The organism is Rhodococcus sp. GXMU-t2271 (genome assembly GCF_041414735.1).
In the GTDB taxonomy this organism is placed as follows: Bacteria; Actinomycetota; Actinomycetes; order Mycobacteriales; family Mycobacteriaceae; genus Rhodococcus; species Rhodococcus indonesiensis.
Genome location: NZ_JAUIZP010000018.1, coordinates 129,672 through 155,780 on the forward strand (window position 1 = coordinate 129,672; position 26,109 = coordinate 155,780).

The 26,109-nt window shown below is 69.5% G+C and carries 30 protein-coding genes; 20 read left to right on the forward strand and 10 right to left on the reverse strand.

Translation table 11 applies throughout. The features are described 5' to 3' along the window. Window positions 1-57: 57 nt before the first annotated feature. Window positions 58-831, forward strand: a complete 774-nt coding sequence (locus QYS60_RS06950) for a TetR/AcrR family transcriptional regulator (protein WP_371382753.1) — start codon at window positions 58-60, stop codon at window positions 829-831. On the opposite strand, the gene QYS60_RS06955 is transcribed toward QYS60_RS06950, so the two are convergent. From QYS60_RS06955 to QYS60_RS06980, 6 genes are all read right to left on the reverse strand, one after another. Next, on the reverse strand, window positions 734-2,935 hold the full coding sequence (locus tag QYS60_RS06955) for a transglycosylase domain-containing protein (RefSeq protein WP_371382754.1): 2,202 nt from the start codon (window positions 2,933-2,935) through the stop codon (window positions 734-736). The genes QYS60_RS06950 and QYS60_RS06955 overlap by 98 nt on opposite strands. A gap of 109 nt (window positions 2,936-3,044) precedes the next feature. After that, window positions 3,045-3,242, reverse strand: a complete 198-nt coding sequence (locus tag QYS60_RS06960; protein ID WP_371382755.1) for a hypothetical protein — start codon at window positions 3,240-3,242, stop codon at window positions 3,045-3,047. Beyond that, window positions 3,239-4,090: a carbohydrate ABC transporter permease gene (locus QYS60_RS06965; protein WP_054371783.1), complete on the reverse strand. Its 852-nt coding sequence runs from the start codon at window positions 4,088-4,090 to the stop codon at window positions 3,239-3,241. Before QYS60_RS06965 ends, QYS60_RS06960 begins: the two co-directional genes overlap by 4 nt. Further along, a complete protein-coding gene (locus QYS60_RS06970; protein ID WP_003934947.1) occupies window positions 4,087-5,169 on the reverse strand; it encodes a carbohydrate ABC transporter permease in 1,083 nt (360 codons plus the stop codon). Before QYS60_RS06970 ends, QYS60_RS06965 begins: the two co-directional genes overlap by 4 nt. Window positions 5,170-5,183: 14 nt before the next feature. After that, window positions 5,184-6,461 carry an ABC transporter substrate-binding protein gene (locus QYS60_RS06975; protein WP_371382756.1) on the reverse strand — a complete coding sequence of 426 codons (1,278 nt, stop codon included), beginning with the start codon at window positions 6,459-6,461 and terminating at the stop codon, window positions 5,184-5,186. Between the two features lie 146 nt (window positions 6,462-6,607). Then, complete coding sequence (locus QYS60_RS06980; protein ID WP_371382757.1) at window positions 6,608-7,681, reverse strand: ABC transporter ATP-binding protein; 1,074 nt, start codon at window positions 7,679-7,681, stop codon at window positions 6,608-6,610. 89 nt (window positions 7,682-7,770) lie between these two features. On the opposite strand from QYS60_RS06980, the gene QYS60_RS06985 reads away from it, so the two are divergent. Together QYS60_RS06985 and QYS60_RS06990 are read left to right on the forward strand one after the other, a co-directional pair. Continuing rightward, complete coding sequence (locus QYS60_RS06985) at window positions 7,771-8,580, forward strand: DUF2786 domain-containing protein (protein ID WP_371382758.1); 810 nt, start codon at window positions 7,771-7,773, stop codon at window positions 8,578-8,580. Continuing rightward, window positions 8,577-9,092 (forward strand): TIGR04338 family metallohydrolase, encoded by a 516-nt coding sequence (locus QYS60_RS06990; protein WP_371382759.1) that lies wholly within the window; start codon window positions 8,577-8,579, stop codon window positions 9,090-9,092. Before QYS60_RS06985 ends, QYS60_RS06990 begins: the two co-directional genes overlap by 4 nt. A 4-nt stretch (window positions 9,093-9,096) precedes the next feature. On the opposite strand, the gene QYS60_RS06995 is transcribed toward QYS60_RS06990, so the two are convergent. Then, complete coding sequence (locus tag QYS60_RS06995) at window positions 9,097-9,318, reverse strand: CsbD family protein (protein WP_371382760.1); 222 nt, start codon at window positions 9,316-9,318, stop codon at window positions 9,097-9,099. Window positions 9,319-9,612: 294 nt separating this feature from the next. On the opposite strand from QYS60_RS06995, the gene QYS60_RS07000 reads away from it, so the two are divergent. The 10 genes from QYS60_RS07000 to QYS60_RS07045 are packed head-to-tail and all read left to right on the forward strand — an operon-like array spanning window position 9,613 to window position 15,102. Then, window positions 9,613-10,344: a hypothetical protein gene (locus QYS60_RS07000; RefSeq protein WP_371382761.1), complete on the forward strand. Its 732-nt coding sequence runs from the start codon at window positions 9,613-9,615 to the stop codon at window positions 10,342-10,344. A gap of 5 nt (window positions 10,345-10,349) precedes the next feature. Then, window positions 10,350-11,600 (forward strand): SRPBCC family protein, encoded by a 1,251-nt coding sequence (locus QYS60_RS07005; protein WP_371382762.1) that lies wholly within the window; start codon window positions 10,350-10,352, stop codon window positions 11,598-11,600. Beyond that, window positions 11,597-12,010, forward strand: a complete 414-nt coding sequence (gene gvpJ / locus QYS60_RS07010) for a gas vesicle protein GvpJ (RefSeq protein ID WP_054371776.1) — start codon at window positions 11,597-11,599, stop codon at window positions 12,008-12,010. Before QYS60_RS07005 ends, gvpJ begins: the two co-directional genes overlap by 4 nt. Then, window positions 12,010-12,807, forward strand: coding sequence for a GvpL/GvpF family gas vesicle protein (locus QYS60_RS07015; RefSeq protein ID WP_371382763.1), 798 nt, complete (start codon window positions 12,010-12,012; stop codon window positions 12,805-12,807). Before gvpJ ends, QYS60_RS07015 begins: the two co-directional genes overlap by 1 nt. A gap of 3 nt (window positions 12,808-12,810) precedes the next feature. Continuing rightward, complete coding sequence (locus QYS60_RS07020) at window positions 12,811-13,068, forward strand: gas vesicle protein GvpG (protein WP_003934957.1); 258 nt, start codon at window positions 12,811-12,813, stop codon at window positions 13,066-13,068. Window positions 13,069-13,074: 6 nt separating this feature from the next. Further along, window positions 13,075-13,416 carry a gas vesicle protein GvpO gene (gene gvpO, locus QYS60_RS07025; protein ID WP_003934958.1) on the forward strand — a complete coding sequence of 114 codons (342 nt, stop codon included), beginning with the start codon at window positions 13,075-13,077 and terminating at the stop codon, window positions 13,414-13,416. Beyond that, the gene (locus QYS60_RS07030; protein ID WP_119700212.1) at window positions 13,413-13,802 is read left to right on the forward strand and encodes a gas vesicle protein; all 390 of its coding nucleotides are present in this window, start codon (window positions 13,413-13,415) and stop codon (window positions 13,800-13,802) included. Before gvpO ends, QYS60_RS07030 begins: the two co-directional genes overlap by 4 nt. Continuing rightward, window positions 13,795-14,583, forward strand: a complete 789-nt coding sequence (locus QYS60_RS07035; protein WP_371382764.1) for a GvpL/GvpF family gas vesicle protein — start codon at window positions 13,795-13,797, stop codon at window positions 14,581-14,583. The genes QYS60_RS07030 and QYS60_RS07035 overlap by 8 nt, the downstream gene beginning before the upstream one ends. Further along, the gene (locus QYS60_RS07040; RefSeq protein WP_003934961.1) at window positions 14,580-14,816 is read left to right on the forward strand and encodes a gas vesicle protein; all 237 of its coding nucleotides are present in this window, start codon (window positions 14,580-14,582) and stop codon (window positions 14,814-14,816) included. The genes QYS60_RS07035 and QYS60_RS07040 overlap by 4 nt, the downstream gene beginning before the upstream one ends. Then, a complete protein-coding gene (locus QYS60_RS07045) occupies window positions 14,809-15,102 on the forward strand; it encodes a gas vesicle protein K (protein WP_054371770.1) in 294 nt (97 codons plus the stop codon). Before QYS60_RS07040 ends, QYS60_RS07045 begins: the two co-directional genes overlap by 8 nt. 10 nt (window positions 15,103-15,112) lie before the next feature. On the opposite strand, the gene QYS60_RS07050 is transcribed toward QYS60_RS07045, so the two are convergent. Both QYS60_RS07050 and QYS60_RS07055 read right to left on the reverse strand, forming a co-directional pair. Continuing rightward, window positions 15,113-16,249 carry an acyl-CoA dehydrogenase family protein gene (locus QYS60_RS07050; RefSeq protein WP_124258481.1) on the reverse strand — a complete coding sequence of 379 codons (1,137 nt, stop codon included), beginning with the start codon at window positions 16,247-16,249 and terminating at the stop codon, window positions 15,113-15,115. 9 nt (window positions 16,250-16,258) lie between these two features. Then, a complete protein-coding gene (locus QYS60_RS07055; RefSeq protein WP_371382765.1) occupies window positions 16,259-17,431 on the reverse strand; it encodes an acyl-CoA dehydrogenase family protein in 1,173 nt (390 codons plus the stop codon). A 181-nt stretch (window positions 17,432-17,612) separates the two neighbouring features. On the opposite strand from QYS60_RS07055, the gene QYS60_RS07060 reads away from it, so the two are divergent. Further along, window positions 17,613-18,251, forward strand: coding sequence for a TetR/AcrR family transcriptional regulator (locus QYS60_RS07060; RefSeq protein ID WP_003934965.1), 639 nt, complete (start codon window positions 17,613-17,615; stop codon window positions 18,249-18,251). A gap of 6 nt (window positions 18,252-18,257) precedes the next feature. On the opposite strand, the gene QYS60_RS07065 is transcribed toward QYS60_RS07060, so the two are convergent. Then, the gene (locus QYS60_RS07065; RefSeq protein ID WP_371382766.1) at window positions 18,258-18,734 is read right to left on the reverse strand and encodes a nitroreductase family deazaflavin-dependent oxidoreductase; all 477 of its coding nucleotides are present in this window, start codon (window positions 18,732-18,734) and stop codon (window positions 18,258-18,260) included. A 92-nt stretch (window positions 18,735-18,826) separates the two neighbouring features. Between QYS60_RS07065 and QYS60_RS07070 the strand changes: the two genes are divergently transcribed. The 6 genes from QYS60_RS07070 to QYS60_RS07095 all read left to right on the forward strand — a co-directional run bounded on the left by QYS60_RS07070 (window position 18,827) and on the right by QYS60_RS07095 (window position 26,039). Further along, window positions 18,827-19,621: an LLM class F420-dependent oxidoreductase gene (locus QYS60_RS07070; RefSeq protein WP_371382767.1), complete on the forward strand. Its 795-nt coding sequence runs from the start codon at window positions 18,827-18,829 to the stop codon at window positions 19,619-19,621. Between the two features lie 125 nt (window positions 19,622-19,746). After that, window positions 19,747-20,973: an acetyl-CoA acetyltransferase gene (locus QYS60_RS07075; protein WP_371382768.1), complete on the forward strand. Its 1,227-nt coding sequence runs from the start codon at window positions 19,747-19,749 to the stop codon at window positions 20,971-20,973. A 10-nt stretch (window positions 20,974-20,983) separates the two neighbouring features. Then, a complete protein-coding gene (locus QYS60_RS07080) occupies window positions 20,984-22,501 on the forward strand; it encodes a carotenoid oxygenase family protein (RefSeq protein ID WP_371382769.1) in 1,518 nt (505 codons plus the stop codon). Between the two features lie 10 nt (window positions 22,502-22,511). Next, a complete protein-coding gene (locus tag QYS60_RS07085) occupies window positions 22,512-23,453 on the forward strand; it encodes a winged helix-turn-helix transcriptional regulator (RefSeq protein WP_371382770.1) in 942 nt (313 codons plus the stop codon). 36 nt (window positions 23,454-23,489) lie between these two features. Next, on the forward strand, window positions 23,490-25,292 hold the full coding sequence (locus tag QYS60_RS07090) for an ABC transporter substrate-binding protein/permease (protein WP_003934971.1): 1,803 nt from the start codon (window positions 23,490-23,492) through the stop codon (window positions 25,290-25,292). Between the two features lie 3 nt (window positions 25,293-25,295). Further along, a complete protein-coding gene (locus QYS60_RS07095; protein WP_003934972.1) occupies window positions 25,296-26,039 on the forward strand; it encodes an amino acid ABC transporter ATP-binding protein in 744 nt (247 codons plus the stop codon). Window positions 26,040-26,109: the final 70 nt, after the last annotated feature.

A 26,109-nucleotide genomic window follows, 5' to 3' on the forward strand; every position in this document is an offset into this window, starting at 1 on the left:
GGTTCGGCACACTCGGGCGCACAATGTCCGGTAACGCCGACGATCGCAGGAGAACCCGTGCCTCCCCACCAGGACCGCCGTGTCCGGCGGACCCGCACCGAATTGCACCGCGCGCTGATCGAGCTGCTCACCGAGAAGGGATACGACCGCGTCTCGGTCCAGGACATCCTCGACCGCGCCGACGTGGGCCGCTCGACGTTCTACCATCACTTCCGCGACAAGGACGACCTGCTGGTGGTGAGCTGCACCGAATACATGCAGCGAGCCGTCGAGGAACGCGCCCGGGGACGGTCGTCGCCCTGGGAGCCGGTGCGCACCGTGTTCGACCTGTGTGAGGAGTACCCGCGGGTGTATGCGGCCCTGGCCGGCCGACGCAGCGACGCCGTGCTCGTGCGCGCCACCGCCCACATGGTCCACGAGGTCCTCACCCGTCACCTGGGTGCACCCCGCGGGGCGGACGACGCGGCGCTCGATCCCGCGGTGCAGTTCCTCGCGTGGGGGATCGTCGGCCTGTTCGGTCCGATCACCGCGGGGAAACTCACGGCAGCGCAGGCGTTCGCCACCTTCGAGGCCGCCGCGCAGCCGTGGGGGCGTGCGGGATCAGAGTGGGTCCGCGACGATGCCACGGCGGCGCTGCCGCCCACACCCACGGCGGCGGTGCCGCCCCCACCTACGGCGGCGGTGCCGCCCACACCCACGGCGGCGGTGCCGCCCACACGCACGACGGCAGCGCCTACCCCGGGATCTGGATCGTCACGCCCGGCAGCACCTCGATCTGCTGCGGCACCTGGATCTGCGGTGGCAGTTCCACCGGAGGCGCCGGGATCGTGATCGGCGGCAGCTCCGGCAGCTGCAGCTGGGGCAGCTGCACCGGGGCGGGGACGTTGTTCGACGGCGCCGTGACCCCGGTGTCGACCGGCACGCCTGCCTGCCCGCCGATCGGATCGGGCCACGGGAAGCTCTCGACCTCGGTGCCCTCGAGGGCGCCGTCCATCGTGCCCTTCCAGATGTCCGACGGCAGCATCGAACCGTAGATCGACCCGCCCCAGCTGTTGGTGATGGCGGTGCCGTCCGGCGTGCCGACCCACACTGCCGTGGACAGCGACGGGGTGTACCCGACCATCCAGGCATCCTTGTTCAGGCCGGTGTCGCCGAGCTGGGTGGTGCCGGTCTTGGCCGCCGACGGCCGCCCGCCGGCGAGCGCATGTCCGCGCGAGTACGCGGCGATCGGCTGCATGGCTTGCGTGACGTTGTCCGCGACGGCCGGATCGAGGCGCTGCTCGCCCGGAGACGCGGGCCGGTCCAGCAGCACCTCACCCTCGGCGTTGACGACGCGCTGCACGAAGTAGGGCTGGTGGTAGGTCCCCGAGGCGGCGAGCGTGGCGTATGCCGACGCCATGTCGATCACCCGCGACTGGTACTGACCCAGCACGATGCCCCCCTCCGGCGCGCCGCCGTTGTGGCTGAGCGTGGGGCCGTCGACGCCGGGAATCTCGAGCGGGATGCCGGCCTCGTGGGCGGCGTCGGCGATCTTCTGCGGCCCGTCCTCCATCGCCATCATCAACCGGTAGAAGCTGGTGTTCAGCGACCGCTTCAGCGCCTCGGCGATGGTGCACACCCCGCATGATTCGCCCTCGACGTTGCCGATCTCGAGATTGCCGACGGTCAACGGGGCGCTGCTGAACCGGGCGTTGAGGCCGATGCCGTCCTTCAGCGCCGCGACGAGGCCGAACACCTTGAACGCCGAACCGGTCTGCACCGGGGCCTGCGCGAAGTCGAACCCGGCCCCTTCCTCACCGCCGTAGTACGCCCGCACCGCGCCGGAGCGCGGATCGATCGACACGACGGCCGTGCGCAGGTTCGCCGGTTCCCCCTCGAGAGTCTCGCGCGCCGAATCGATCGCCGCCTGCTGCGCCCGCGGATCGATGGTCGTCGTGATCTGCAGGCCCTCGGTGCTGAGCACCTGGCCGCTGATGCCCGCCGCCTCGAGCTCGCGGATCACCTGGGTACGCAGCAACCCCTCGGGGCCGGTGGCAGCGTCGGCCTGCGTCGCCTGTGCGGCCGGCACCGTCGGGGGGAACTCCTGCACGTCGCGTTCGGCGGTGTCGAGCTCGCCCATCTCGACCATGCCGTCGAGTACGTAGTTCCAGCGCGCCTCGATCGCCGGCCGGTTGAACTCGGGGTCGAGCGCCGACGGGGTCTGGATCACCCCGGCGAGCACGGCGCCCTCCGCGACCGACAGCTCACCGACCGGCTTGCCGAAGTACGCCTGCGCGGCGGCGGCGATGCCGTAGGCGCCGCGGCCGAAGTAGATGGTGTTCAGGTATGCCTGCAGGATCTCGTCCTTGGACCACTGCCTGGCCATCTTCGTCGAGATCACCAGTTCCCGCATCTTGCGGGTGACGGTCCGGTCGGCGCCGACGAGCACGTTCTTCACGTACTGCTGGGTGATGGTGGACCCGCCGCCGGCGGTCTCCTTGCCGAGCACGTTGTCGCGGGCCGCGCGGGCGAATCCGCTCACCGAGAAGCCCGGGTTGCTGTAGAAGTTGCGGTCCTCGGCCGAGAGCACGGCGTTGCGTACGTGCTCCGGGATCTCTGCCAGATCGACCTCGACACGGTTGCCCTCGGGTGGCACGATCCGGCTCAGCTCGGTGGTACCGTCCGCGGCGAGGACGGTCGCGACCTGGTTGGTCTTCATGTCCGACGGGCGGGGCACGTCCGTCGACATGTACGCCACCGCGAACATCAGCGCCGGCACGAGCACCAGAACGGCTACCAGGGCGAGCGCGAGGTTGCCGACGATGCGCCACCGCCGCGCTTTCGCGCCGGCGGCGGGTTTCCTGTGCTGGGGGTTCGACGGGGTCGTAGAACTCACACGTACCACTTTCTCGGATAGATCCGGGTCCGACGAATGATCGCACCCTCTCGACCGCATGGTACGGAGTTCCGCCCCGATGTGACGGGTACCGCAGGCCGCGCAGACCCGGTCCGGCCCGCGGTCCGGGGTCGAGAATCCGGCCCCGACCTGCGGCGATGCGAGCCCCTCAGGAGCCGGTGCGCCGCCAGGCCCGGAACGTCAGCCCCCACGCCACCACGCACGCGAGCAGCAGCAGCGACGGGACGACGCCGGGCGTGGCGGACAGCAACCCGGCGACCGCGCCGACCAGCGCCAGCAGCGTGACCATCGTCATGAACCCGAGCAGCAGCTCGAGTCGCTGCCGGCGCGACGGCCGTCGGCTCACGACTTGACGCCGCCGGCGGTCAGTCCCGCGATGATGCGACGCTGGAAGATCAGCACCATCACCACCAGCGGCACCATCACCAGGGTGCCGCCCGCCATGATCGACGCATACGGGGTGACGTACGGGTCGGTTCCCGTGAAGCGGGCCATCGCCACCGTCACCGGGGCGGTCCTCTCCGTCGACAGCTGCGACATGAGCAGGAACTCGTTGACGGTCGCGATGAACGCGAGGATCGCGGTGGTGAACAGCGCGGGCGCCGCGAGCGGCAGCATGATCATCCGGAACGCCTGCCCCCGGCTGGCGCCGTCCATGCGGGCGGCCTCCTCGAGCTCCCACGGCAACTCGGAGAAGAACGACGTCAGCGTGTAGATCGTCAGCGGCAGCACGAACGAGATGTTCGGGATGATCAGGGCCTGGTACGTCCCGATCCAGTCCAGGTCGGTGAACAGCTGGAACAGCGGCGTCACCAGCGCGACGACGGGGAACATCGACGCACCGAGGATGATGCCGGTGACGAAGTACTTGCCGCGGAAGTCGTACCGCGACAGGGCGTAGGCGGTGAACACACCGACCAGCAGCGCGATCGCGGTGGTGGCCCCGGCGATGATCACACTGTTGAGCAGGGCCCGGGAGAAGTTGACCTTCGCCGACGGATCCAGGGCGTCCGCGAAGTTCTGCAGCGTCGGATTCGACGGCCACAGCGTGGTGCTGAAGGTGTCGGCCGGGTCGCGCAGCGCCGTGACGATCATCCAGTAGCACGGGGCCAGGCCCCACACGACGATGAGCGCGACGCCGACGTAGGTGCCGATACTGCCGCGCAGTGCCTTGCCGGTGCCCGGTCGGCTCATGCCGGGGTCCCCTTCCGCTGTTCTTCCTGCGTGCGCACCGCGTTGGCACCGAGGAACCGGACCAGGACGAACGCCACCGCGAAGATGATGAGGAACGTGATCGTCGACAGGGCCGACGCGGAGTTCGCGCCCTGACGCATCTGGTCGACCACCAGCACCGAGATGGTCGAGGTGGCCGGGTTGGAGCCCATCATGATGGCGGGCAGGTCGTACATGCGCAGCGCATCCATCGTGCGGAACAGGATCGCGACCATGAGCGCGGGCTTGACCAGCGGCAGCGTGATCTGGGTGAACCGCTGCCAGGCGGTGGCACCGTCGACCTTCGCCGCCTCGTACACGTCCGACGGGATCATCTGCAGCCCGGCCAGGATGAGCAGCGCCATGAACGGTGCGGTCTTCCACACGTCGGCGACGATGATCGCGAAGCGCGCGGGCCACGGGTCGGCGGTCCACAGGATCTCGGTGCCGAGGATCTGATTGGCGATGCCGTCGTTGGCGAAGATGAAGAACCACAGCTTCGCGGTGACCGCCGTCGGGATCGCCCACGGCACGAGCACGGACGCGCGCAGCAGGCCGCGACCGCGGAACGACTTCGCCATTACCAGCGCCATCGCGAACCCGATGACCGTCTCGAGCGCGACCGTCACCACGGTGAAGAAGAAGGTGTTGCCGACCGAACCCCAGAACTGCGAGCCGAGGGTGCCCGGTGGGCACGGGATCGAGCCCGTCGCGGTGCCGCAGGTCTGCGTGATCCAGCGGACGTAGTTCTCGAGTCCGACGAAGCCGCCGGTGACGAACCGGCCCGTCTCGGGGTCGAGTTTCTTCGCGTCGCCGTGGAACGACATCCATACCGCCCGGCCGAGCGGATACAGGATGACGACGGCCAGCACGACCAGGGTCGGCGCGACGAACGCCCACACCGGGATCCGCCGGCGCGGCTTCGCGGCCGCGGCCGGCGGCTCGGGGGGTTCGGGGGCTCGGTGCCGGCCGCCTCCACGGCCACGGTCGGGACCGAGCACTGCGGTCCCGACCGTGGTGAGGGGCGACTGATCCGCGGGCTCGACCTGCGGCTTCGCCATGTACTACTCCTGCATCAGTTGCCGGCGGTCTCGATGCCGGCGCGGGTGTCCGCGAGCGCCTGGTCGACCGTCTTCTCACCGCGGATCGCCGCGTAGGCGTTGTCGCGGATGGCCTTGGAGACCTGCGAGTAGTACGGGGTGACCGGACGCGGCTGCGCGTTGGCCAGGGATTCCTTCAGGGTCGCGAAGTACGGGTACTGCTCGAGGATCTGCGGGTCGTCGTAGACCTCCTCGAGGACCGGCGCGCCGCCGGCCTCGGCGTAGTAGGTCTGCGACTTACGCGTCTGCATGAACTCGAGGAAGTCGCGGGCCGTCGCCGGCGCGTCGGAGAACGCGCTGATACCGACGTTGTAGCCGCCCAGGGTGGAGGCGCCGGGGCCGTCCACGCCCGGCAGCACGGCGATGCCGTAGCGGCCGGCGACCGACGAGGACTCGCCGTCGGTGAAGAAGCCCGGCCAGGTCCGCATGAACAGGGCGCGGCCCTCACCGAAGGCGTTCTGCGACTCGCCCTCGGTGTAGGTCTGTGCGGCTTCGGGGATGGTGCCGTCCTCGAACGAGTCGACGATGAACTGCAGGCCCTCGGCGGTCTTGTCGTCGATGGCCGGGGTGGTGCCGTCCTCGGCGACGAAGGCTCCGCCGTAGGCGTTGACGATCTCGGAGACGTTGACCGTCAGGCCCTCGTAGTTCTTGAACTGCCCGACGTAGCAGTCGATGCCCGCCTCCTGCGCCTTCGGGCACTGCTCCTTCAGCTCCGTCCACGTGGCCGGGGCCTTGTCGACCAGGTCCGTGCGGTAGTACAGGAACGCGCCGTTGGTGTTCTTCGGCGCCGCGTACAGGGTGCCGTTGTAGGTGGCCGAGTCGACCGTGGCGGGCAGCAGGCCGTCGGTCTCGATCGCGTAGTCACCCTCGAGCGGCCGCAGCCAGCCGTTGGCCGCGAACTCGGCGGTGTTGGTGACGTCCACGGCGATGAGGTCGTACTCGTCGCTCTGGGCCTGCATGCGCTGGGTGATGTCGTCGCGCTGCTGGTCCGCTTCCTTACCCAACGGCTTGAAGGTGACCTGCTCGTCCGGGTTCTCCGCGTTCCAGTCGGCGATGATGCTCTCGAGTGCCGTGTTCAGCGGATCCTGACCCTCGACGATCGTGATCGGTCCGCGGCCCTCACCGCCGGCGGCGGTGCCCCCTTCGCTGCCCGAGTCCGAGCCGCCGTCGGAGGAACAGGCCGTGAGCACCAGCATCGACGCGGCGGACGCCGCGACCGCCGCGCGGCGCATCGCCTTCGAGTTCAGAATCATGAATGACTCCCCGTTGAGATCGTGAGAAAACCCTCGTCGGCGGCACCGGGCCACCGACATCGGCCCTTACTCTGGCATGGAGGGCACCGAACTGCAGGCATTCCCCCTGACCTTGATCGGTTCCGTGTCGGCGCCGCGGCACCCGGTCAGCCCAGGCGACGACCGTCGGATGTGGTGAAGACGTGCACCTGGTCGGGATCGAACCGCAGGTGCACCCGCTCGCCCTTCTGCGGCGGATTCCGCCAGTCCCCGCGCGCGACGATCTGCTGCGGACGGCCGGCGACCTGGGCGCGGCCGTAGACGTAGGCGTCGGAGCCGAGTTCCTCGACGACGTCGACGTCCATTGCGAGACCGTCGGGTGCGATCTCGAGATGCTCGGGGCGGATGCCGACCACCACCTCGGACTCGGTGACCCGGCCGACGACGTCGCGCGGCACCTGCACGGCGGTGTCGCCGAGCATCACCCCGCGGTCGAAGACCGGCAGCGTGAACAGGTTCATCGCCGGTGAACCCATGAACCCGGCGACGAACACGTTGGCGGGCTTGTTGTAGAGCACGCGCGGGGAGGCGCACTGCTGCAGGATCCCCTTGTCGAGCACGGCGACGCGGTCGCCCATCGTCATCGCCTCCACCTGGTCGTGAGTGACGTAGACGGTGGTGGTGCCGAGGCGGCGCTGCAGCTGCGCGATCTGGGTGCGGGTCTGCACGCGCAGCTTCGCGTCGAGGTTGGACAACGGCTCGTCCATCAGGAACACCTGCGGCTGACGGACGATGGCACGGCCCATGGCGACGCGCTGCCGCTGACCGCCGGACAGCGCCTTGGGTTTGCGGTCGAGGTACTGCTCGAGGTCGAGCATCTTCGCCACCTCCTCGACCCGCGCCCGGATCTCCGCCTTCGGCGTCTTGGCGAGCTTGAGCGCGAAGCCCATGTTCTCGGCGACGGACATGTGCGGATAGAGGGCGTAGTTCTGGAACACCATCGCGATGTCCCGGTCCTTGGGCTCCTGCGCCGTGACGTCGCGGCCCCCGATGAGGATGCGCCCACTGTGCACCTGTTCGAGCCCCGCGAGCATGCGCAGGGAGGTGGACTTGCCGCAGCCGGACGGACCGACCAGGACGAGGAACTCGCCGTCCTCGATCTCGAGGTTCAGCGCGTCGACGGCAGGCGTGGTCGACCCGGGGAACAGACAGGTCGCGTGGTCGAAGGTCACTGGGGCCATGGCAGGAGAATAGGCGACCCCGTCGCCGTGGTGTCCTCTCGGATCGCCACAGGCCCGGAAAGGCACCACGGCAGGCGTAACCTGCCTGAGTGAGTTCGGAGAAGATGCTGACCCGCATCGGTGGCCTGCTCCGTCAGGCGGAATCCACCGACAACCCCCACGAAGCCGACGCGTTCCTCGCCGCCGCACAGCGGCTGGCCACGGCCGCGTCGGTGGATCTGGCGGTCGCGCGTGCCCACACGGCGAGCCGGGAGCGCCGGGCGACGCCGGTGCAGCGCCTGATCACGATCGGGGAGAGCGGGAAGAAGGGGCTGCGCACGTACGCGCAGCTGTTCCTGGCGATCGCCGCCGCCAACGACGTGCAGTGCGATATCACCACGACGTCGACGGTGATCTACGCCTACGGCTTCGCCTCCGACATCGACGTGTGCGAGGCCCTGTACTCGTCACTGCTGGTGCAGATGGTCCGCGCCTCCGACGCGTACCTGCGTTCGGGCACCTACAAGGACGAGACGACGGTACGCACGGTGGTCGAGACGCGCGGGGGGCGGCGGGTGCGGACGCGGGTGCGCCGGCCCGTCGCGGCCGTCACCGCGCGGCTGAACTTCCAGTCGGCTTTCGCGACGCGCATCGGGCAGCGGCTCTCGGACGCCAGACAGGACATCGAGCGGGAGGCGAGCGTCGACACTCCCGGGGCGGCCCTGGCGCTGCGCGACAAACAGATCGAGCTGCGGGACTTCTACCGCAGCACGTCCGAGGCGCGCGGCAGCTGGCGCGGACCCGCGGTGGGGGTGGGACACTCGTCCGACGCCCGTCGTGCCGGGGACCGAGCGGGGCGGCAGGCGCGCCTGGGTACCGGCCCGGAACTGCCGGCCGCGGCCCCGAGGTTGCCGCAGTGACCCGGCTGCGCGACACCCAGAGGACCGCCGTCTACGAGGCGGAATCGTTGGTACGCACGATGTTCGACCGGGCCGACGAGCGCGGCCTGCGGGTGGTGGAGCTGGCCGGATCGCAGGTCACCCTGCCGGTGGAGCGACGCTTCGCCTCCCTCGAGTCCGTCCAGGCGTACGTGGATTCGGTGCTGGCGCTGAACTGGGTGCGGGACCGCTGGCCGCGGGCGTCGGTGCGAGCACGCGTCCGGGCACGCGCCGGAAACGCCGCCGCCCACTACGAAAGCGATTGCGCCACAATCGCACTCCCGGATCACCACGCCAACACCGCGTGGGCCTTCCGCGAGCTGGTGGTGCTGCACGAGCTGGCGCACCATCTGGACCCGTCCGATCCGGACGATCCGACCGAACCGCCGCACGGGCCCGCGTTCGTCGACCGGTTCCTGACCTTGGTCGGTGAGATCGTCGGGCCCGAGGCGGCGTTCGCCCTGCGCGCCTGCGGCATCGCCGCCTGCGAATGACGGCTCAGCGGAGATCGGAGCGATGTGACCTGTTCTTGAACCGCCCTTGGGCATTTCTTACCGCGTGCGTGAGATTGTCACCGAACCCCTTGATTCGCCCGGAGACCTGACCGCGCCGACCCACGCTCTGCAGGTTCTTGTTTCCGGTCCGCTTGCCCAGGTTGTAGCGGGTCTTGCCGACCATTTCCTCGGCCTTGTGCATCACCTTGTTGGCGAGGTGAGCCATGGTGCCCTCCTTGTGGATTCCGGCGAGGACGGATCCGCGCCCCGTCGAGTGTTGCGATACCCGCGGCGCACCGCCCGGAAACGCCCCTTGGGCATACCGATCGGTTCGTTATCACACCCCTGTCATGACGGATGGGCATTCCGGTCGATCGTCAGCGAATCGATGTTTGAAATGCGTAGTGTGGGCTACATCACATTCGAACCGCACCGCGGGCCCACCGCATCGGACGAGACACCGTGCGCGACCGGAAACCTGCCCGCAACCGCGGCCACGTGCAGGCGAAGGAGAATGGTCATGAAAGGTGGGGCACGAGTCGCCGCCGGGGTGAGTATCGGATACTTCCTCGGTCGCACGCACAAGATGCGGCTGGCGTTGATGCTCGCGGGGGCAGGCCTGACGGGACGCCTGCCCAGCAACCCGCAGGACATCCTCAAGCGTGGGGCCTCGATGGTCGGGTCCTCACCGGAACTGGTCAAGATCACCGATTCGGTGCGGGGTGAGCTGATGAGCGCCGCCCGCGCGGCCGCGGTCACCGCCGCGAGCAATCGGATCGACTCGCTCAACGAGCGGCTGCAGCAGCGGGCCGCCGGGCGTCCCAAGGTTTCCGAGGAGGAGTCGGAGGAAGAGGAGTACGCCGGCGAGGAGCCCGAAGACGAGTACGCAGAAGGCGAATACGAGGAAGAACCGGCCGAGGAGTCCGCCGAGGAGGAGTCCGCCGAGGAGGAGTACCCGGACGAGGAGTCCGAGGAGGAGGAAACGCCGGAAGAAGAAGAGGGCGCTCCGGAAGAGGCGGAGGAAGAGGGGGCGGAGGAAGAGGAGGCTCCCAAGCCCGCGCGCCGACGGCCGGCCGCCAGGCGACGCACTGCCGAATCCGCGAGCCGTCCCAAGACATCCCGAGCCAGGAAGGCAAAGGAACCGGAGGAGTCCGGCGACGAGGACGAGGAGCCGGCGAAGCCCCGGCGCCGCAGCGCCCGTGCCGAGGCATCCGCCACCGGGCGCGCCCCGGTCCGGCGCACGAGGAAGTGAGTCCGATGACGCGATCACTCGAAGACGCCACCCGCCGGCTGGGCAAGACCGCCAGGGAGACGGCCGGCAAGGCCGGTAAGACCGCCGGCGACACCGCGGGACGGGCGGGAAAGACGGCCACCGGGGCGGCCGGCAGCGCCGGCAAAGCGGCACAGGATCTCTCGCCCACCAAGCACCTGCAGAAGTCGCTGAAGGGCCTGGCCGGCACCTTTGCCGAGCGTGCCCTGTCGACGGTCTCCGACAAGGTGACCGGAACGGCGGGACGCCTCAACGACTATGCCGAGGGCGGCGGCGGGAATCTGCTCGGCGCGATAACCGGTGTGCAGAAGTCCGCCGAAGGCAAGTCGCCGATCACCGCGGCGCTGAGCGGCGGGTTCGAGAACGTCAAGCAGACCGCCAAGGACAAGTTCGACGACGTCAAGGAATCCCTCGGCGGCGGCGAAGGCAAGGGTAAGGGCGGCGGCAACAAGAAGCTCAAGCTCACCAACATCGTCGAGCAGATCGACGTCGGTGTTTCGATCGACCTCGCCTACGACCTGTGGACGCAGTTCGCCGACTGGCCGAAATTCATGAAGAAGGTCGAGCAGGTCGAGCAGGCCTCCGACGAGAAGCTGCAATGGACCGGGAAGGTCTTCTGGTCCCGGCGCAACTGGGAGTCGACGATCCTCGAGCAGGTTCCGTTCGATCGGATCGTGTGGCGCTCGAAGGGCGCCAAGGGCTACATCGACGGGGCGGTGACCTTCCACGAGCTCGCCGACAATCTGACCCGGATCATCATGGTGCTCGAGTACCACCCGCGGGGGTTGTTCGAGAAGACCGCCAACCTGTGGCGCGCTGTCGGTCGCCGAGCGCGCTTGGAACTCAAGCACTTCGAGCGGCACGTGATGACAGAGGCAGTTCTGCACCCGGACGATGTCGTGGGTTGGCACGGGGAGATCCGTGACAGCGAGGTCGTCAAGGACGACGAGACCGCCCGGCGCGAGGAGGAGGAACGGGAACAGGAAGAGCAGGAGGAGGACGTCGGAGACGAAGGCGCCGAGGACGAAGGCGCTGAGGACGAAGGCGCTGGGGACGAGGCTGAGGACGAACTCCCCGAGGAGCAGGACGAGGAGGACGAGGGTCTGCAGGACGACGAGGACGAAGGCCTGCAGGACGAGACCGAGCAGGAGCCCGAAGAGGAGGACGAGGAGGAGGCACCGGCACGTCGACGGCGCACGGGCACACGTAGGGGTGCCAGGCGAGGAGCACGCACATGACCATCCAACCCGCCGGCGGCGGGGGCGGAGGGGGCGGCGGCGGCACGATGGCCCGGCCGAACTCCTCCGGCCTCGCCGACGTCATCGACACCATCCTGGACAAGGGACTCGTCATCGATGCGTTCGTGCGAGTGTCGCTGGTGGGCATCGAGCTGCTGACCATCGACGCACGCATCGTCGTGGCCAGCGTCGACACCTATCTGCGGTTCGCCGAGGCGGTGAACCGCCTGGAGATCGCCGACAACGAACCGAAGGGCCTGCCCGATCTCGTCGGTGACATCACCCAGGGCGGAGCGAAACACAAGACCAAGGGCGCGCTCGAGGCCGCGGGCGAGAAGGTGATGGACTTCCTCGGCGACGTCGAGGACAAGCGGGAGACGGCGAGCCGACCGAAGCGAAGGGGGGATTGATGTCCACCGATCAGGCCGCAGAGGCACCCGAGAGCGAAGGCGGGCAGAGCACCGCGATGTACGTCTACGGCATCGTGCCGGCCGACGTGGAGCCCGAGGAGCACGCGAAGGGCGTGGGAAAGCCTCAGAGCGACGTCGCGGTGGTGCGCCACGGCGACATCGCCGCCCTCGTCAGCGAGATCTCGGTCGACCGGCCCCTCGGCACGCCCGACGACCTGAAGGCGCACGCCGAACTGCTGGACGGTTCCGCGTCCGTCGCGCCCGTGCTGCCGTTGCGGTTCGGGGCGGTGATGACGGACGCCGAGGCGGTGGAGAAGGAGCTGCTCGAGGAGAACCACGACGAGCTGAAGGCGGCCCTCGACGAGCTCGAGGGCCGGGCACAGTTCGTGATCAAGGGCCGCTATGTCGAGAACGCCGTGCTGCGCGAGGTACTCGACGAGAACTCCGAGGCCGCCCGGTTGCGCGAGGAGATCCGCGACAAGTCGGAGGATGCCACCCGCGACGCCCGAATGGCGCTCGGGGAGATCATCAACCAGGCGATCGAGGCCAAACGCGCCGAGGACACCCGTCGGGTGATCGACGCCCTCGAGGCCCTCGAACCGATGGTCAACGAGCGGCAGCCCACCCACGAGGAGGACGCGGCGCACATCGCCGTCCTCGTCGAACTCGACCGGCAGGACGAACTCGAGGAGGCGGTCGGCTCGCTCGCACAGGAATGGGACGGCCGCGTCGAGATGACGCTGCTGGGCCCGATGGCGGCGTACGACTTCGTGATGAAGCGGGAACCGGAGGGCTGACGCATGGGACTGATCTCGGCCATCCTCACGCTGCCGCTGGCACCGGTCAAAGGCGTGCTCTGGCTCGGCGAAGTCATCCAGGACCAGGTCGAGCAGAAGATGCACGACCCCGCGACCATCCGCAAGGAACTCGAGGAGATCGACGAGGCAGCGGCGGCCGGACATCTGTCGGAGGAAGAGAAGGAGAAGGCACAGCAGGCGGTACTGGACCGCATGATCCGGCCGGGCGGCGGCACGACACCCGCCGCGAGGGGGGAGTGAGAACCCGTGAGCGCCAAGGCCACGCCCGAGGATTCCGGCGACGTCCACGACGACGAGGAAGCGGGCGAGCTGCCACCCCTGACGGCAGCGCAGGCCGCCGCGGCCGCCCTCGAGCACCTCGTGGAGCTGACGTCCAAGGAGGCGCAGGGGGCCACGTCGGTGGAACCGACGGATCACGGCTGGACCGTGGAGGTCGAGGTGCTCGAGGACCGGCGCATTCCGTCGTCGGCGGACATGCTGGCCCTCTACGAGGTGGAGATCGACCTGGACGGAAACCTGCTGGCATACCGCCGGACCAAACGGTACGGCCGCGGCAGCAGCGACATCGGCGAAAGGGACCGGCGATGACGGTGGTGGGGGGCAGTTCGTCGCCGCAGCCGTACGGGGGCGGCCATCAGTCGACGAACCTCGGCGACATCCTCGAACGGGTCCTCGACAAGGGCCTCGTGATCGCCGGGGACATCCAGGTGAACCTGCTCGACATCGAGTTGCTCACCATCAAACTGCGGCTGGTGGTCGCGTCGCTCGAGACGGCGAAGGCGGTGGGCATCGACTGGTGGGAATCGGATCCGTGGCTCAGCAGCAAGGCCCGCAACCGCGAGCTCGATCGGGAGGACGACAAGCTGGAACTCGAGAACCGGCGGCTGCGCGAGCGGATCGCCGAACTCGAGGCCGGGCAGGGCCGGCGCGCGGCCGTCGAGAGCGCCCGTGACGAAGAGGAGGACCGTGGCTGACGGAACGGGAGTGTGGCTGTACGCCGTGACGGACGACCGGCTCGCCGAGAAGGACCTCGGCGAGCTGACGGGCGTCGCCGGTGAGGTGGTACGCGCCGTGCGGTCCGGGGGGCTCACGGCCGTCGTGGGTTCGGTGCCGCTCGAGGTGTTCGGGGCGGAAGCGCTGAAGCGCCACCTCGAGGACATGCCATGGCTGGAGGCGACGGCCCGGGCGCACGACGCGGTTGTCTCGGCCGTCGCCCAGCGCGGCCCGGCGATCCCGCTGCGCCTGGCAACCGTCTACCTCGACGACGCCCGCGTGCGCGACCTGCTGGACGAGCGGCAGGCGGATTTCGAGTCGGCGCTGACACTCGTGACCGGCCGCACCGAATGGGGGGTCAAGGCGTACGGCGACCGGCAGGCGCTCGCCGACGCGGTGGCGGAAGCGCAGATCGCAGGGAGCGCCGAGGGATCGGGCACGGCGTATCTGCTCCGCCGCCGCGCGCAGCTGGCCGCGCAGGAGTCCGTCGAACGCGAGGCCGCGGCCCGCGCCGACGAGATCCACTCCCGGTTGCTGCGGCAGGCCGCCGCCGGCCGGCGGCAGGCCGCGACGGATCCGGCGCTGAGCGGCCGCCGGGACTGGATGGTGCTCAACGGCACCTACCTGGTGGACGACGACCGCGCGGACGAGTTCGCCACCGCAGTCGAGGAACTCGGCAAGGAGTACCCGGGAATCCGGCTCGAGCTGACCGGGCCGTGGCCGCCCTACTCGTTCGCCGGCGTCGAACGGGAGACCACATGAAGCACGTCGACCCGTCCGTGGACGGCGAGCGCCGCATCGCCCTGATCGATCTGCTGGACCGGGTGCTCGCCGGCGGTGTCGTCATCACGGGCGACATCAAGCTCTCGATCGCGGACGTCGACATGGTGCAGATCTCGCTGCGAGCGCTCATCTCCTCCGTCAGCACGCTGTCGGTCACGGCGATCGAGCCGCCCGTCCCGCGGGACGCGTTGGAGCTTCCGGCCGATGACTGAATTCGAGGGCATTCCGCCGCGTATCGACTCCGATCCCGAGTCGGTCGAGCGCGGGCTGGTCACGCTCGTGCTCACCCTCGTGGAGCTGCTGCGGCAACTGATGGAACGGCAGGCGCTGCGGCGCGTGGACGAGGGCGACCTGAGCGACGAGCAGATCGAGCGGATCGGCACCACCCTCATGCTGCTCGAGGAGCGCATGGGGGAGCTGCGCGACCATTTCGGGCTCACCCCCGAGGATCTCAACATCGACCTCGGACCGCTGGGGACGCTGCTGCCCCGGGAGTGAGCCCGCGTCGTCACATGCCGGCGACCTCGATGCGGTCGTAGTCCGCGACGGACCCGGCGAGCACCCGCACGTGGTCCTCCATGGTGCCGAGCGTGTGCTCGATCGCGGTCAGCCGGCTCACGTAGTGGCCCACCGGGTATTCGGCGGTGATGCCGATACCGCCGTGCATCTGGATCGCCTCGTGCCCGAGCTTGCGCGCCGACCGGCCCACCTGGAGCTTCGCCCGCGACGCGATGGTCGGGTCGACGATGCCGTCGGCGAGAGCCATGGTGGCGTACAGACTCATGCTCGACGCCAGTTCGAGCAGCACGTACATGTCGGCCGCGCGGTGGGTCAGCGCCTGGAAACGGGCGAGCGGAGCACCGAACTGCTTGCGCTGCTTGAGGTAGTCGGTGGTCAGGCGGAGCGTCTCGGACAGCGCGCCGACGGCCTCCGCGCACAGCGCGGCCTGAGCCCGCACCTGGGCGGCGGTGATCGCCGCGGTGGCGTCCGCGGCCTCACCGAGCGGCACGGCAGCCGCCGAGTCGAGGACGAGTTGCGCGGCGCGGCGCTCGTCGTGGGTGCGGTACGCGGTGCGGGTGACGCCGGTCGCGTCGGCGTCGACGAGGAACAGCCCGACCCCACCGTCCGGCAGCTGCGCCGAGACCAGGAACGTCTCGGCGCAGTCCCCGTGCAGCACAGGGTTCTTGCGACCGGTGAGGGCCCAGCCGTCATCGCTGCGGGCGGCGCTCGTGGCGACCTCGGCTGCCGGCCAGCGGCTGCCCGGCTCGTCGTGGGCGAACGCGAGCAGCAGCGCGCCCTCCGAGAGGCGCGGCAGGATGTCCGCGCGCTGCTCGTCGGTGCCGATCTCGGCGACGAGGCCGCCCGGCAGAAACACCGCGTTCAGGAGCGGTTCGGGGGCCAGCGCCCGGCCGATCTCGCCCATCACGGCCATGATCTCCACCGGGCCGGCACCCATTCCGCCGTGCTCCTCGGCGAACGGCAGGCCGAGCACGCCGAGTTCGGCGAGCTGGCGCCACACGTCGGCGCTCCAGCCGCGGTCGGTGTCGGCGACCTTGTTACGGGTCTCGGTGTCGTAGGTGCCCGAGAGCACGTCCCGGACCGTCTTGCGAAGCAGGTCCTGTTCGGTATCGAGTTCGAAGTTCATGACAGTGGCTCACAATCCGAGGATCGAGGAGGCAATGATCGAGCGCTGCACCTCACTCGATCCGCCGTAGATGGACACCTTGCGGTAGTTCAGGTAGGTCGGGGCGGTGCGCTGCGCCCACTCCGGCGAGTCGATACCCTCCGCGCCGACCGGCAGCGAGTCGGGACCGGCGATGTCGGTGAGCAGTTCGGTGACCGCCTGCTGCAGCTCCGAGCCGCGCAGCTTGAGCAGCGACGACGCCGGATTGGGCTTGCCGTCGGCGGAACCGGCGACCACCCGCAGCTGGGTGAGTTCGAGCGTGAGGAGCTCGTTCTCGATCTCGGCGAGGCGCGCGGCGAACAGCGGATCGTCGAGCAGGGTGCCGGATCCGGCCCGGGTCTGTGCGGCGAGCTGCTTGGCGCGGGCGAGCCGGACCTTGGTGGCCCCGACGCGGGCGATACCGGTGCGTTCGTTGCCGAGCAGGAACTTCGCGTAGCTCCAGCCCGCGTTCTCCTCGCCGACCAGGTTCTCGGCGGGGACGCGCACGTTCTCGAAGAAGACCTCGTTGACCTCGTAGCTGCCGTCGACGAGCTTGATCGGACGGACGGTCAGGCCGGGGGTGTTCATGTCGATGAGCAGCATCGAGATGCCGGCCTGCTTCTTCGGCGCATCCGGGTCGGTGCGCACCAGGCAGAAGATCCAGTCGGCGTGCTGGGCGAGGGTGGTCCACGTCTTCTGCCCGTCGACGATGTAGTCGTCGCCGTCGCGCACTGCGCGCGTCTTGAGGGAGGCCAGGTCGGAGCCGGCCTCGGGCTCCGAGAATCCCTGACACCACCAGATGTCGAGGTTCGCGGTGGCGGGCAGGAAGCGCTCCTTCATCTCCTGCGACCCGAAGTGGGCGATGACGGGACCGATCATGGATGCGTTGAACGGCAGCGGATCGGGCACGGAGGCGAGCTGCATCTCGTCGAGCCAGATGTGGCGCTGGACGGGGGTCCAGTCCTTGCCACCCCACTCGACCGGCCAGTTCGGCACCGCCAATCCCTTGGCGTTGAGGATCTGCTGGCTCCGGACGACCTCGTCGCGTTCCAGGTGCCGGCCGGCAGCGACTTTCTCTCGGATCTCGGCGGGGAACTCGGTGGTGAAGAACGTGCGCAGTTCGTCGCGGAACGCGAGCTCTTCGTCGGTGAGCTTCAGGTTCATGGGGGCCTTCCGTCACGGTTGTGCCTGTGCGAGCGCAACACCGGCGACGACCGATCCCCGCGCCGCGCTACCCGATTCGCGGGGACGAGGGGGTGGTTCGCTCTGGTGCTGCCTACTCTCCGACTGTAACCTGACAGTGTTAGGTTGTCCAGGTTCCGGATCCGAAGAGGAGGGAGCGCCGATGGCCCGGCCCCGCACCCCGCTGCTCAGCCGCCCGCTCATCCGCGAGACCGCCCTGCGCCTCGTCGACGAGCACGGCCTCGACGAACTGTCCATGCGCAAGATCGCCGCGGAGCTCGGCGTCCGCGCCCCGTCGCTCTACAGCCACTACGCGAACAAGGACGAGCTGCTCGACGACATCGCCGACCGGATCGGCGAGTCCGTCGACGTGGGCGGGTTCGACACCGACGACTGGCAGGACGCGCTGCGCCGCTGGGCGAGGTCCTACCGCGCCGCCCTCGCCGAGCATCCGAATCTCGTCCCGTTCCTCGCGCGTAGCCCAGGCCGGCGGGAGCTCGCCCTCGACCACGCCAACGCCGTGCACGGCGGTCTCACCCGGTGCGGCTGGCCCCCACGCACCGCAACCCTGATCGGCGCGTCGATCAAGTACCTCGTCGTCGGCTCGGCCATCGCCTCGTTCTCCGGGGGCTTCCTGGACGATCTCGCCATCTACCGGGAACGCTATCCGCATCTTTCGCAAGCACACCGGCTGCGCGAACACGCGGACGAGATCGACCGCGACGGCTTCGAACTGGCACTCGAATCGTTCCTGCAGGGCCTGGCGCAGCGGTTCGCGAGCCGCGCCGGGGCAGACCGCTGACCCGCCTCAGGTACGCCGCAACCGCACGAACTGCAGATGCCGGCCTGCTTCCCGGTAGTCGGCCTCACTGCCGTCGACCTCGAACCCCATCGCCGCGCACAACCGCGGCGCGACCTTCGGGTGCCGGCGCCCGTACCGCGCCATGAACTCCGCGGCCTCCTCCGGACCGAGGAACTCGGCGGTCACCGCGACCCGTTCACGACCCGACTCGACCCGTGCCGCGGGGTGCGCCCGCAGGTTCCGGTACCAGTCGGTCTGCTGCCCGTGACCCACGGCGACGACGAACCCGCCGGACGTGTCCTCGTGGTTCACCACCTCGAGCACCGCCTGCCGGGGCGCACCGCTACGCCGGCCGACGTGGTGCAGCAGCAGGAATCTGTGGCCCAGCACTCGTCCCAGCCCGATCCGGTAGAGGTGGATCGGAGCGCGCAGGAATCGGCGGCGCAGCCCGGTCGGGGGTGCGGCAGGCTCGGTGAGGCGCATTCCTCCACTGTGCGCCCGGGCCGTCGGCCGCACCACCGGAACGCGGCCACGGATCGGCTGCGAGACCTGCGCGACGGCCCTACCGTTGACCCATGCACCGTCCCATACGCATCGGCCTCCAACTCCAGCCCCAGCACCAGCCCGACTACGGCAGGATCCGCGACACCGTGCGCCGCGCCGAGGACGCGGGCGCCGACATCGTCTTCAACTGGGACCACTTCTATCCCCTCTCCGGGGACCCGGACGGCGCCCACTTCGAATGCTGGACGATGCTCGGAGCCTGGGCTGAACAGACCGAGCGCGTCGAGATCGGAGCACTCGTCACCGGCGGTGGCTACCGCAACCCCGATCTGCTCGCCGACATGGCCCGCACCGTCGACCACATCAGCGGTGGCCGGCTCATCCTCGGCATCGGCGCCGGCTGGTTCGAGAAGGACTACGTCGAGTACGGCTACGACTTCGGCACCAAGGGCTCCCGGCTGAAACTGCTCGGCGAGTACCTACCCCGGATCACCGCCCGCCTCGGCAAGCTCGAGCCGCAACCCACCCGGCACATCCCGCTGCTCATCGGCGGCGGCGGACCGCGCAAGACGATCCCGCTGGTCGCGCAGTACGCGGACATCTGGCACAGCTTCGGCGACCTCGACACCCACCGGGAGAAGGCCGAGATCCTCGCCGCGCGCTGCGCCGACGTCGGCCGCTCGCCGAACCAGATCGAACGGTCCGTGCCGTGGCGCGGCGTCGAGAACGCGGCCGCGCTGGTCGACGCCGGCGTCACGCTGTTCACGGTGGGCGTGAGCGGACCCGACTACGACCTGACGGATCTCGTCGAGGCGATCGGGTGGCGGGACGAGAACTCCGCGCCGCCGCTCTCCGGCCTGGCCTGACACCGGGGACTCGAGCCGCCGGGGACGCGACGGCCGGGTGCCCGGTTCCCGACGGCGCGCACCGTTGCGCCGGACCAGTCACTCTGTTTACTGTAGTTGAAACCACGGACGGTCGAACCCAGGCGGTGAGCGGCGTGAACCCTGAAGGCGTATGGATCGCCGGTGGATATCAATCCGACTTCGCGCGGAATCTCACCCGGGAAAATCTGACCGTCGCGGACCTCGTCGCCGAGACGGTGACGGAAACGCTGCGCGACGCCCGCATCGACGCCGCCGACGTCGGGGTGATCCACGTCGGCAACGCCTTCGGACAGCTCTACACCGGTCAGGGACACCTCGGCGGCATGCCGGCCTCCGTACTGCCCGAACTGTGGGGGATCCCGGCCACCCGGCACGAAGGGGCCTGCGCGTCCGGCTCCTTGGCCGTGCTCGCCGCGACGGCCGATCTCGAGGCCGGGCGCTACGACTGCGCCCTCGTCCTCGGCGTCGAACTCGAGCGGTGCGTCCCCGGCGACGCCGGCACCCGGGTCATGGATGCCGCGGCCTGGGTGGGACAGGAGGGCGCCGAGGCGAAGTACATGTGGCCGTACATGTTCGACAGGATCGCCGACGAGTACGACCGCCGCTACGGCCTGGACGACCAGCACCTGTGGGCGATCGCGGAACTGAACATCCGCAATGCGCGCGCCAATCCGAATGCCCAGACCCGCAACCGGACCTACGGGCCCGGCAGCTTCGGCCCGGACGAGACCGCCAATCCGGTGGTCGAAGGACGACTCCGCAGGGCCGACTGCAGTCCGCTGACGGACGGGGCCGCGGGCGTGGTGCTGCTGAGCAACCGCTACCTGAGCCGGCACCCCCGCACCGTCGACGACATGACCCGCATCCTCGGGTGGGGACATCGCACGGTCGGACTGTCCTTGTCCGGCAAGCTCACCCGCGGCGGCGACGATCCCCTCGTCATGCCGCACGTGCGCGCCACGATCGTCGACGCGTTCGAGCGGAGCGGCATCGGCGGCGTCCGGGACCTCGACCTGATCGAAACACACGACTGCTTCACCGTCGGCGAATACCTCGCCGTCGACCACTTCGGGATCACCGCCCCCGGACAGAGCTGGCAGGCGATCGAGAACGGCGACCTCGAGATCGGCGGCCGCATCCCCGTGAACCCCAGCGGCGGACTCCTCGGCGGCGGGCACCCGGTCGGCGCCACCGGAGTCCGGATGCTGCTCGACTGCCACCGCCAGATCACCGGGCGCGCCGGCGACTACCAGGTCCCCGGCGCCGCACGAGCCGCGACCCTGAACATCGGCGGAAGCACGACCACCACGGTCAGTTTCGTCGTCGGCTGAAAGGACATCCATGGAACTCGAGATCCTGGGACGGGCACTGTCCACCCTGCCCGCGGACGACGACCACCCGTACCGCACCGGTCCGTGGCGTCCGCAGCACACCGAGCGTCGCGCCGACGACCTCGAGGTGGTCGGCGACCTGCCGGCCGACCTGGACGGCGTCTACCTGCGCAACACCGAGAACCCGGCGCACCCGGCACTCGAAGGTCTCTACCATCCGTTCGACGGGGACGGCATGGTGCACGTCGTCGGCTTCCGAGACGGAAAGGCATTCTACCGAAACAGATTCGTAAGGACCGACGGTTTCCTGGCCGAGCAGGAGGCCGGCGGCCCGTTGTGGGCGGGCATCGCCGAACGGCCACAGAACTCGATCCGCCAGGACGGCTGGGGCGCTCGCGGCCGCATGAAGGATGCCTCCAGCACGGACGTCACCGTGCACCGCGGCGTCGCCCTGACCAGTTTCTGGCAGTGCGGCGACCTCTACCGCCTCGACCCGACCACACTCGAGACCGTCGGCAAGGCCACGTGGGACGGCCGATTTCCCTCCGACTGGGGCGTTTCCGCGCATCCGAAGGCCGACGCCCGCACCGGCGAACTGCTGTTCTTCAACTACGGCACCGATGCCCCGTACATGCACTACGGCGTGGTCGATGCCGAGGACCGGCTGGTGCACTACGTCGACGTTCCCCTGCCCGGCCCCCGCCTGCCCCACGACATGGCGTTCACCGAGAACTACGCGATCCTCAACGACTGCCCCCTGTTCTGGATCCCGGAGGCTCTCGCATGCGGTAAGTACGTGCCGCGCTACCACCCCGACCTGCCGATGCGGCTCGGCGTCATACCCCGGCGCGGCCGGGCGGACCAGATCACCTGGTTCGACGCCGACCCGACCTACGTGCTGCACTGGACCAACGCCTACGAGGACGGCGACGAGATCGTGCTCGAGGGATTCCATCAGGAGACGCCGGAACCGCCGGACGACGGCACCGGAACGATCTACCGGCGGCTGTTCCGCTCACTGGCGCTCGACCGCATGGGCACCCACCTGCACCGCTGGCGGTTGAACCTGCGCACCGGTTCGCTCACCGAGGAGCGGGTGTCCGAGTCCGTCACCGAATTCGGAATGATCAATCCGCACCACGGCGGCGTCCGTCACCGCTACACCTACGCCGCGACGGGGGTACCGGGCTGGTTCCTCTTCGACGGGCTCGTCAAACACGACGTGCAGACCGGCGCAGAGGAGCACTACTCGTTCGGCGAGGGCGTCTTCGGCAGCGAGACGGTGATGGCGCCCCGCACCGGGTCCGCGGGCGAGGACGACGGCTACCTGATCACGATCACCACCGACATGAACCGGGACCGGTCCGAATGCCTGGTCTTCGACGCACAGCGACCCGCGGACGGACCGCTCGCGCGGATCCGACTGCCCGAACGGGTCTCGAGCGGCACCCACTCGACGTGGGCGGCGGGGTCGGACCTCCCGGGATGGCGGGACGCGGACCGGGCCGGCGACGTCCTGAACCTATGATCATGTGTCGATGGCAGGTTCCGGCACGGTCACCGAACTCGAGCCGGGCGGTGACAACGCGATCGCGGTCACCCTCGGCATCCTCGGCGACGAATGGAACCTGTGGATCCTGCGGTACGCGTTGCAGGGCGACCGCCGCTACCGGGACTGGATCGAGCGGGGGGAGATCTCCAACGCCGTGCTGACCGCGCGGCTGACCCGCCTCACCGACTCGGAACTCCTCGAGCGGGTGCAGTACCAGACGCGGCCGGCTCGGCACGAGTACCGGTTGACGGCGCGCGGCCACGGCGTGTGGCCGGTCCTGCTCACCATGTGGGCGTGGGAACAGCAGTGGGCGCCGGACCACAGGGGGCAGCTCCCGGCCCGGCGGCACACGGTCTGCGCCGCCCGGTTCACCCCGGTCCTCGTCTGCGGCCACTGCGACCGTCCCGTCGGCACGCCCGACGTCGAGGCGCAGCTCGGCCCCAGCGGGCAGTGGTCGCGGAGCGTGCCCGCGGCGACCGGGCGCCGCCGGTCCGGCCGCGCCCGCTCGCCGGAGATCCTGCCGCACACGATGGAACTGCTCGGCGACCGGTGGTCGGCGGCACTGCTCGGGGCGGCCTTCCTCGGCGCCACCCGCTACGGGCAGTTCGCCGAGCGCATGGGTGCGCCGCCGACGGTGGTCGCCGGCCGGCTCCGGCGCTTCACCGAACTCGGCGTGCTCCAGGAACTGCCCAATCCCGCCCGCCCGGCATGGGTGACCTACCACCTGACCGACAAGGGGCGCGCGTTCTTCCCCGTCGTCGCCTGCATGATCGACTGGGGGCTGCGCTGGTTCCGCGCACCGGAGGGACCGGCGATCGTCCTGTGTCACCGCGAATGCGACCACACCTTCACCCCCGTCCTGGTGTGCAGTCACTGCGGGGAGCGGCTGCGGGCCTCCACGGTCTCGATCGAGCCGTCCGGCGGCTGACCCGCCCGGCGCCTCGATTCGGATTAGGCTCCCACCATGCCCGAATCCGTGATCGCGAAACGGAGCACCGTGGCAGCGCTGCTCCTGGCGGTGCTCCTGGCGCTGACCATGACGGCCTGCTCGTCGGGCGGTGATCGATCGTCTGCTCCGCAGGACCTGTGTTCCCCGCCCGGAGTCGGCTCGGCGTCCGCGGCACCGGCGAACCTGGACACGTCGGCCGCCGCCGCGGAGGACCGGTACACGACGCCGGACGTGGTGCCCCTGGACTCGATCGACGTCGCGCGGCTGAACCTCATCACCCCCGGGGTGCTCACCGTCGGTACGCTCTCCGACGCGCCGCCGAGCATCTGCGTGAACTCGAGCGGGGAATTCACGGGCTACGACAACGAACTGCTGAAGGCGATCGCGGAAAAGCTCGGCCTGCGTGTGCAGTTCGTGGGCACCGAATTCGCGGGCCTGCTCGCCCAGGTGGCCGGCCGGCGCTTCGACGTCGGCTCGTCGTCGATCACCACCACCGACGAACGCCGCCAGCTGGTCGGCTTCACCAACGGCTACGACTTCGGGTACTTCTCGCTGGTCGTGCAGAACGGCAGCCCGATCCGCGGGTTCGGCGACCTGAACGCCGCGACGCGCGTCGGGGTCGTGCAGGGCACCGTGCAGGACGACTACGTCGTCAACACCCTCGGCCTCGATCCGGTGAAGTTCCCGGACTACAACACCGCCTACGCGAACCTGAAGACCGGCCAGATCGACGCGTGGGTGGCGCCGTCGCAGCAGGCCGAGGGTGCCATCGCCCCCGGCGATCCCACATCGATCGTGCAGAACACCTTCAGCCTCAACAACTTCGTCGGCTGGGCCGTCGCGAGGGAGAACCAACCGCTGATCGACGCCCTGAACTCCGGGCTCGACGCGCTGATCGCCGACGGCACCTGGGCCGAGCTGTACACCCAATGGGTGCCCAGGGAACTGCCCGAGGGCTGGAAACCCGGCAGCAGGGCCGCGCCGGAACCGGACCTACCGGACTTCGCGGCGCTGGCCGCCGAGAATGCCGCCACCGGCGAGGAACCGGCGTCGACCGAACCGAAGTCCACGCTCGAGCAGCTGCGCGAGACGTTCTTCTCGTGGGAGCTGTACCGGGATGCCTTCCCGGATCTGTTGAAGACCGGGTTGCCCAACACGCTGATCCTCGCCGTCACCTCGGGCGTCGCCGGAACGATCCTCGGCATGCTGCTCGCCATGGCCGGGATCTCCCGCACCCGCTGGCTGCGCTGGCCCGCCCGCGTCTACACCGACATCTTCCGCGGCCTGCCCGCCGTGGTGATCATCCTCCTCGTCGGCCTCGGCGCCGGACCGGTGGTGCAGGGCCTGACGGGCAACAACCCGTACTGGCTCGGCGCCGCCGCCCTGGCGCTGCTCGCGGCCGCCTACATCGGGGAAATCTTCCGGTCGGGCATCCAGTCGGTCGAACCGGGGCAGATGGAGGCTGCCCGCGCTCTGGGCTTCAGCTACCGCCGGGCGCTGACGCTGGTGGTGATCCCCCAGGGCGTGCGGCGCGTGCTGCCCGCGCTGATGAACCAGTTCATCTCGCTCATCAAGGACTCGTCGCTCATCTACTTCCTCGGCCTGCTGGCCACCCAGCGGGAACTGTTCGCCGTCGGCCGCGACCTGAACGCCCAGACCGGCAATCTCTCCCCGCTCGTCGCGGCGGGCCTGTTCTATCTGATCCTCACGGTGCCGCTGACGCACCTCGTGAACTACATCGACCACCGCCTGCGCACCGGCCGGCCCGAGGCCACCCTCGACCCGCTCGAACAGGAACTCGTCGTGGAGAGGGGCTGACCGATGCCGACCACCGTCCCCGAGAGCGTGTCCCTCACCGGGACCGGGCTGCACCTGGCCTTCGGAACCAACCGCGTGCTGCGCGGCGTCGACATCCACGTCGACGCCGGGAAGACCGTCACCGTGGTCGGCCCGTCCGGCTCGGGCAAGTCGACGCTGCTGCGCGTGCTCAACCGGCTGCACGAACCCGACGCCGGCGACATCCTCCTCGACGGCCGCTCGGTGCTGAAAGACAACCCCGACGAGCTGCGGCAGCGGATCGGGATGGTGTTCCAGCACTTCAACCTCTTCCCGCACAAGACGGTGGCCGAGAACATCGCGCTCGGCCCGCACAAGCTCAAGGGGCTGTCGAAGGAACGGGCCCGGGCACTCGCCCTCGAACAACTCGATCTGGTCGGCCTGAAACACAAGGCCGACTCCCGTCCCGGCAACCTGTCCGGCGGGCAGCAGCAGCGCGTCGCGATCGCCCGCGCCCTCGCGATGGCCCCGCAGGTGATGTTCTTCGACGAGGCCACCTCGGCGCTCGATCCGGAACTCGTCAAGGGCGTGCTCGCCCTCATGGCCGACCTCGCATCGGGCGGCATGACGATGGTGGTCGTCACCCACGAGATGGGCTTCGCCCGCTCGGTGTCGGACACCGTGGTGTTCATGGACCACGGCGCGGTAGTCGAGACCGGCGCGCCCGAGGAACTGTTCGACGCCCCGAAAACCGAGCGCCTGCAGCAGTTCCTGTCCCAGGTGCTGTAGACCGCTCCGCGGCCGGTGTGTCCTTTGGGCGGCTGGGGCAGCCCAAAGGGCACACCGCACGTTCACCTCG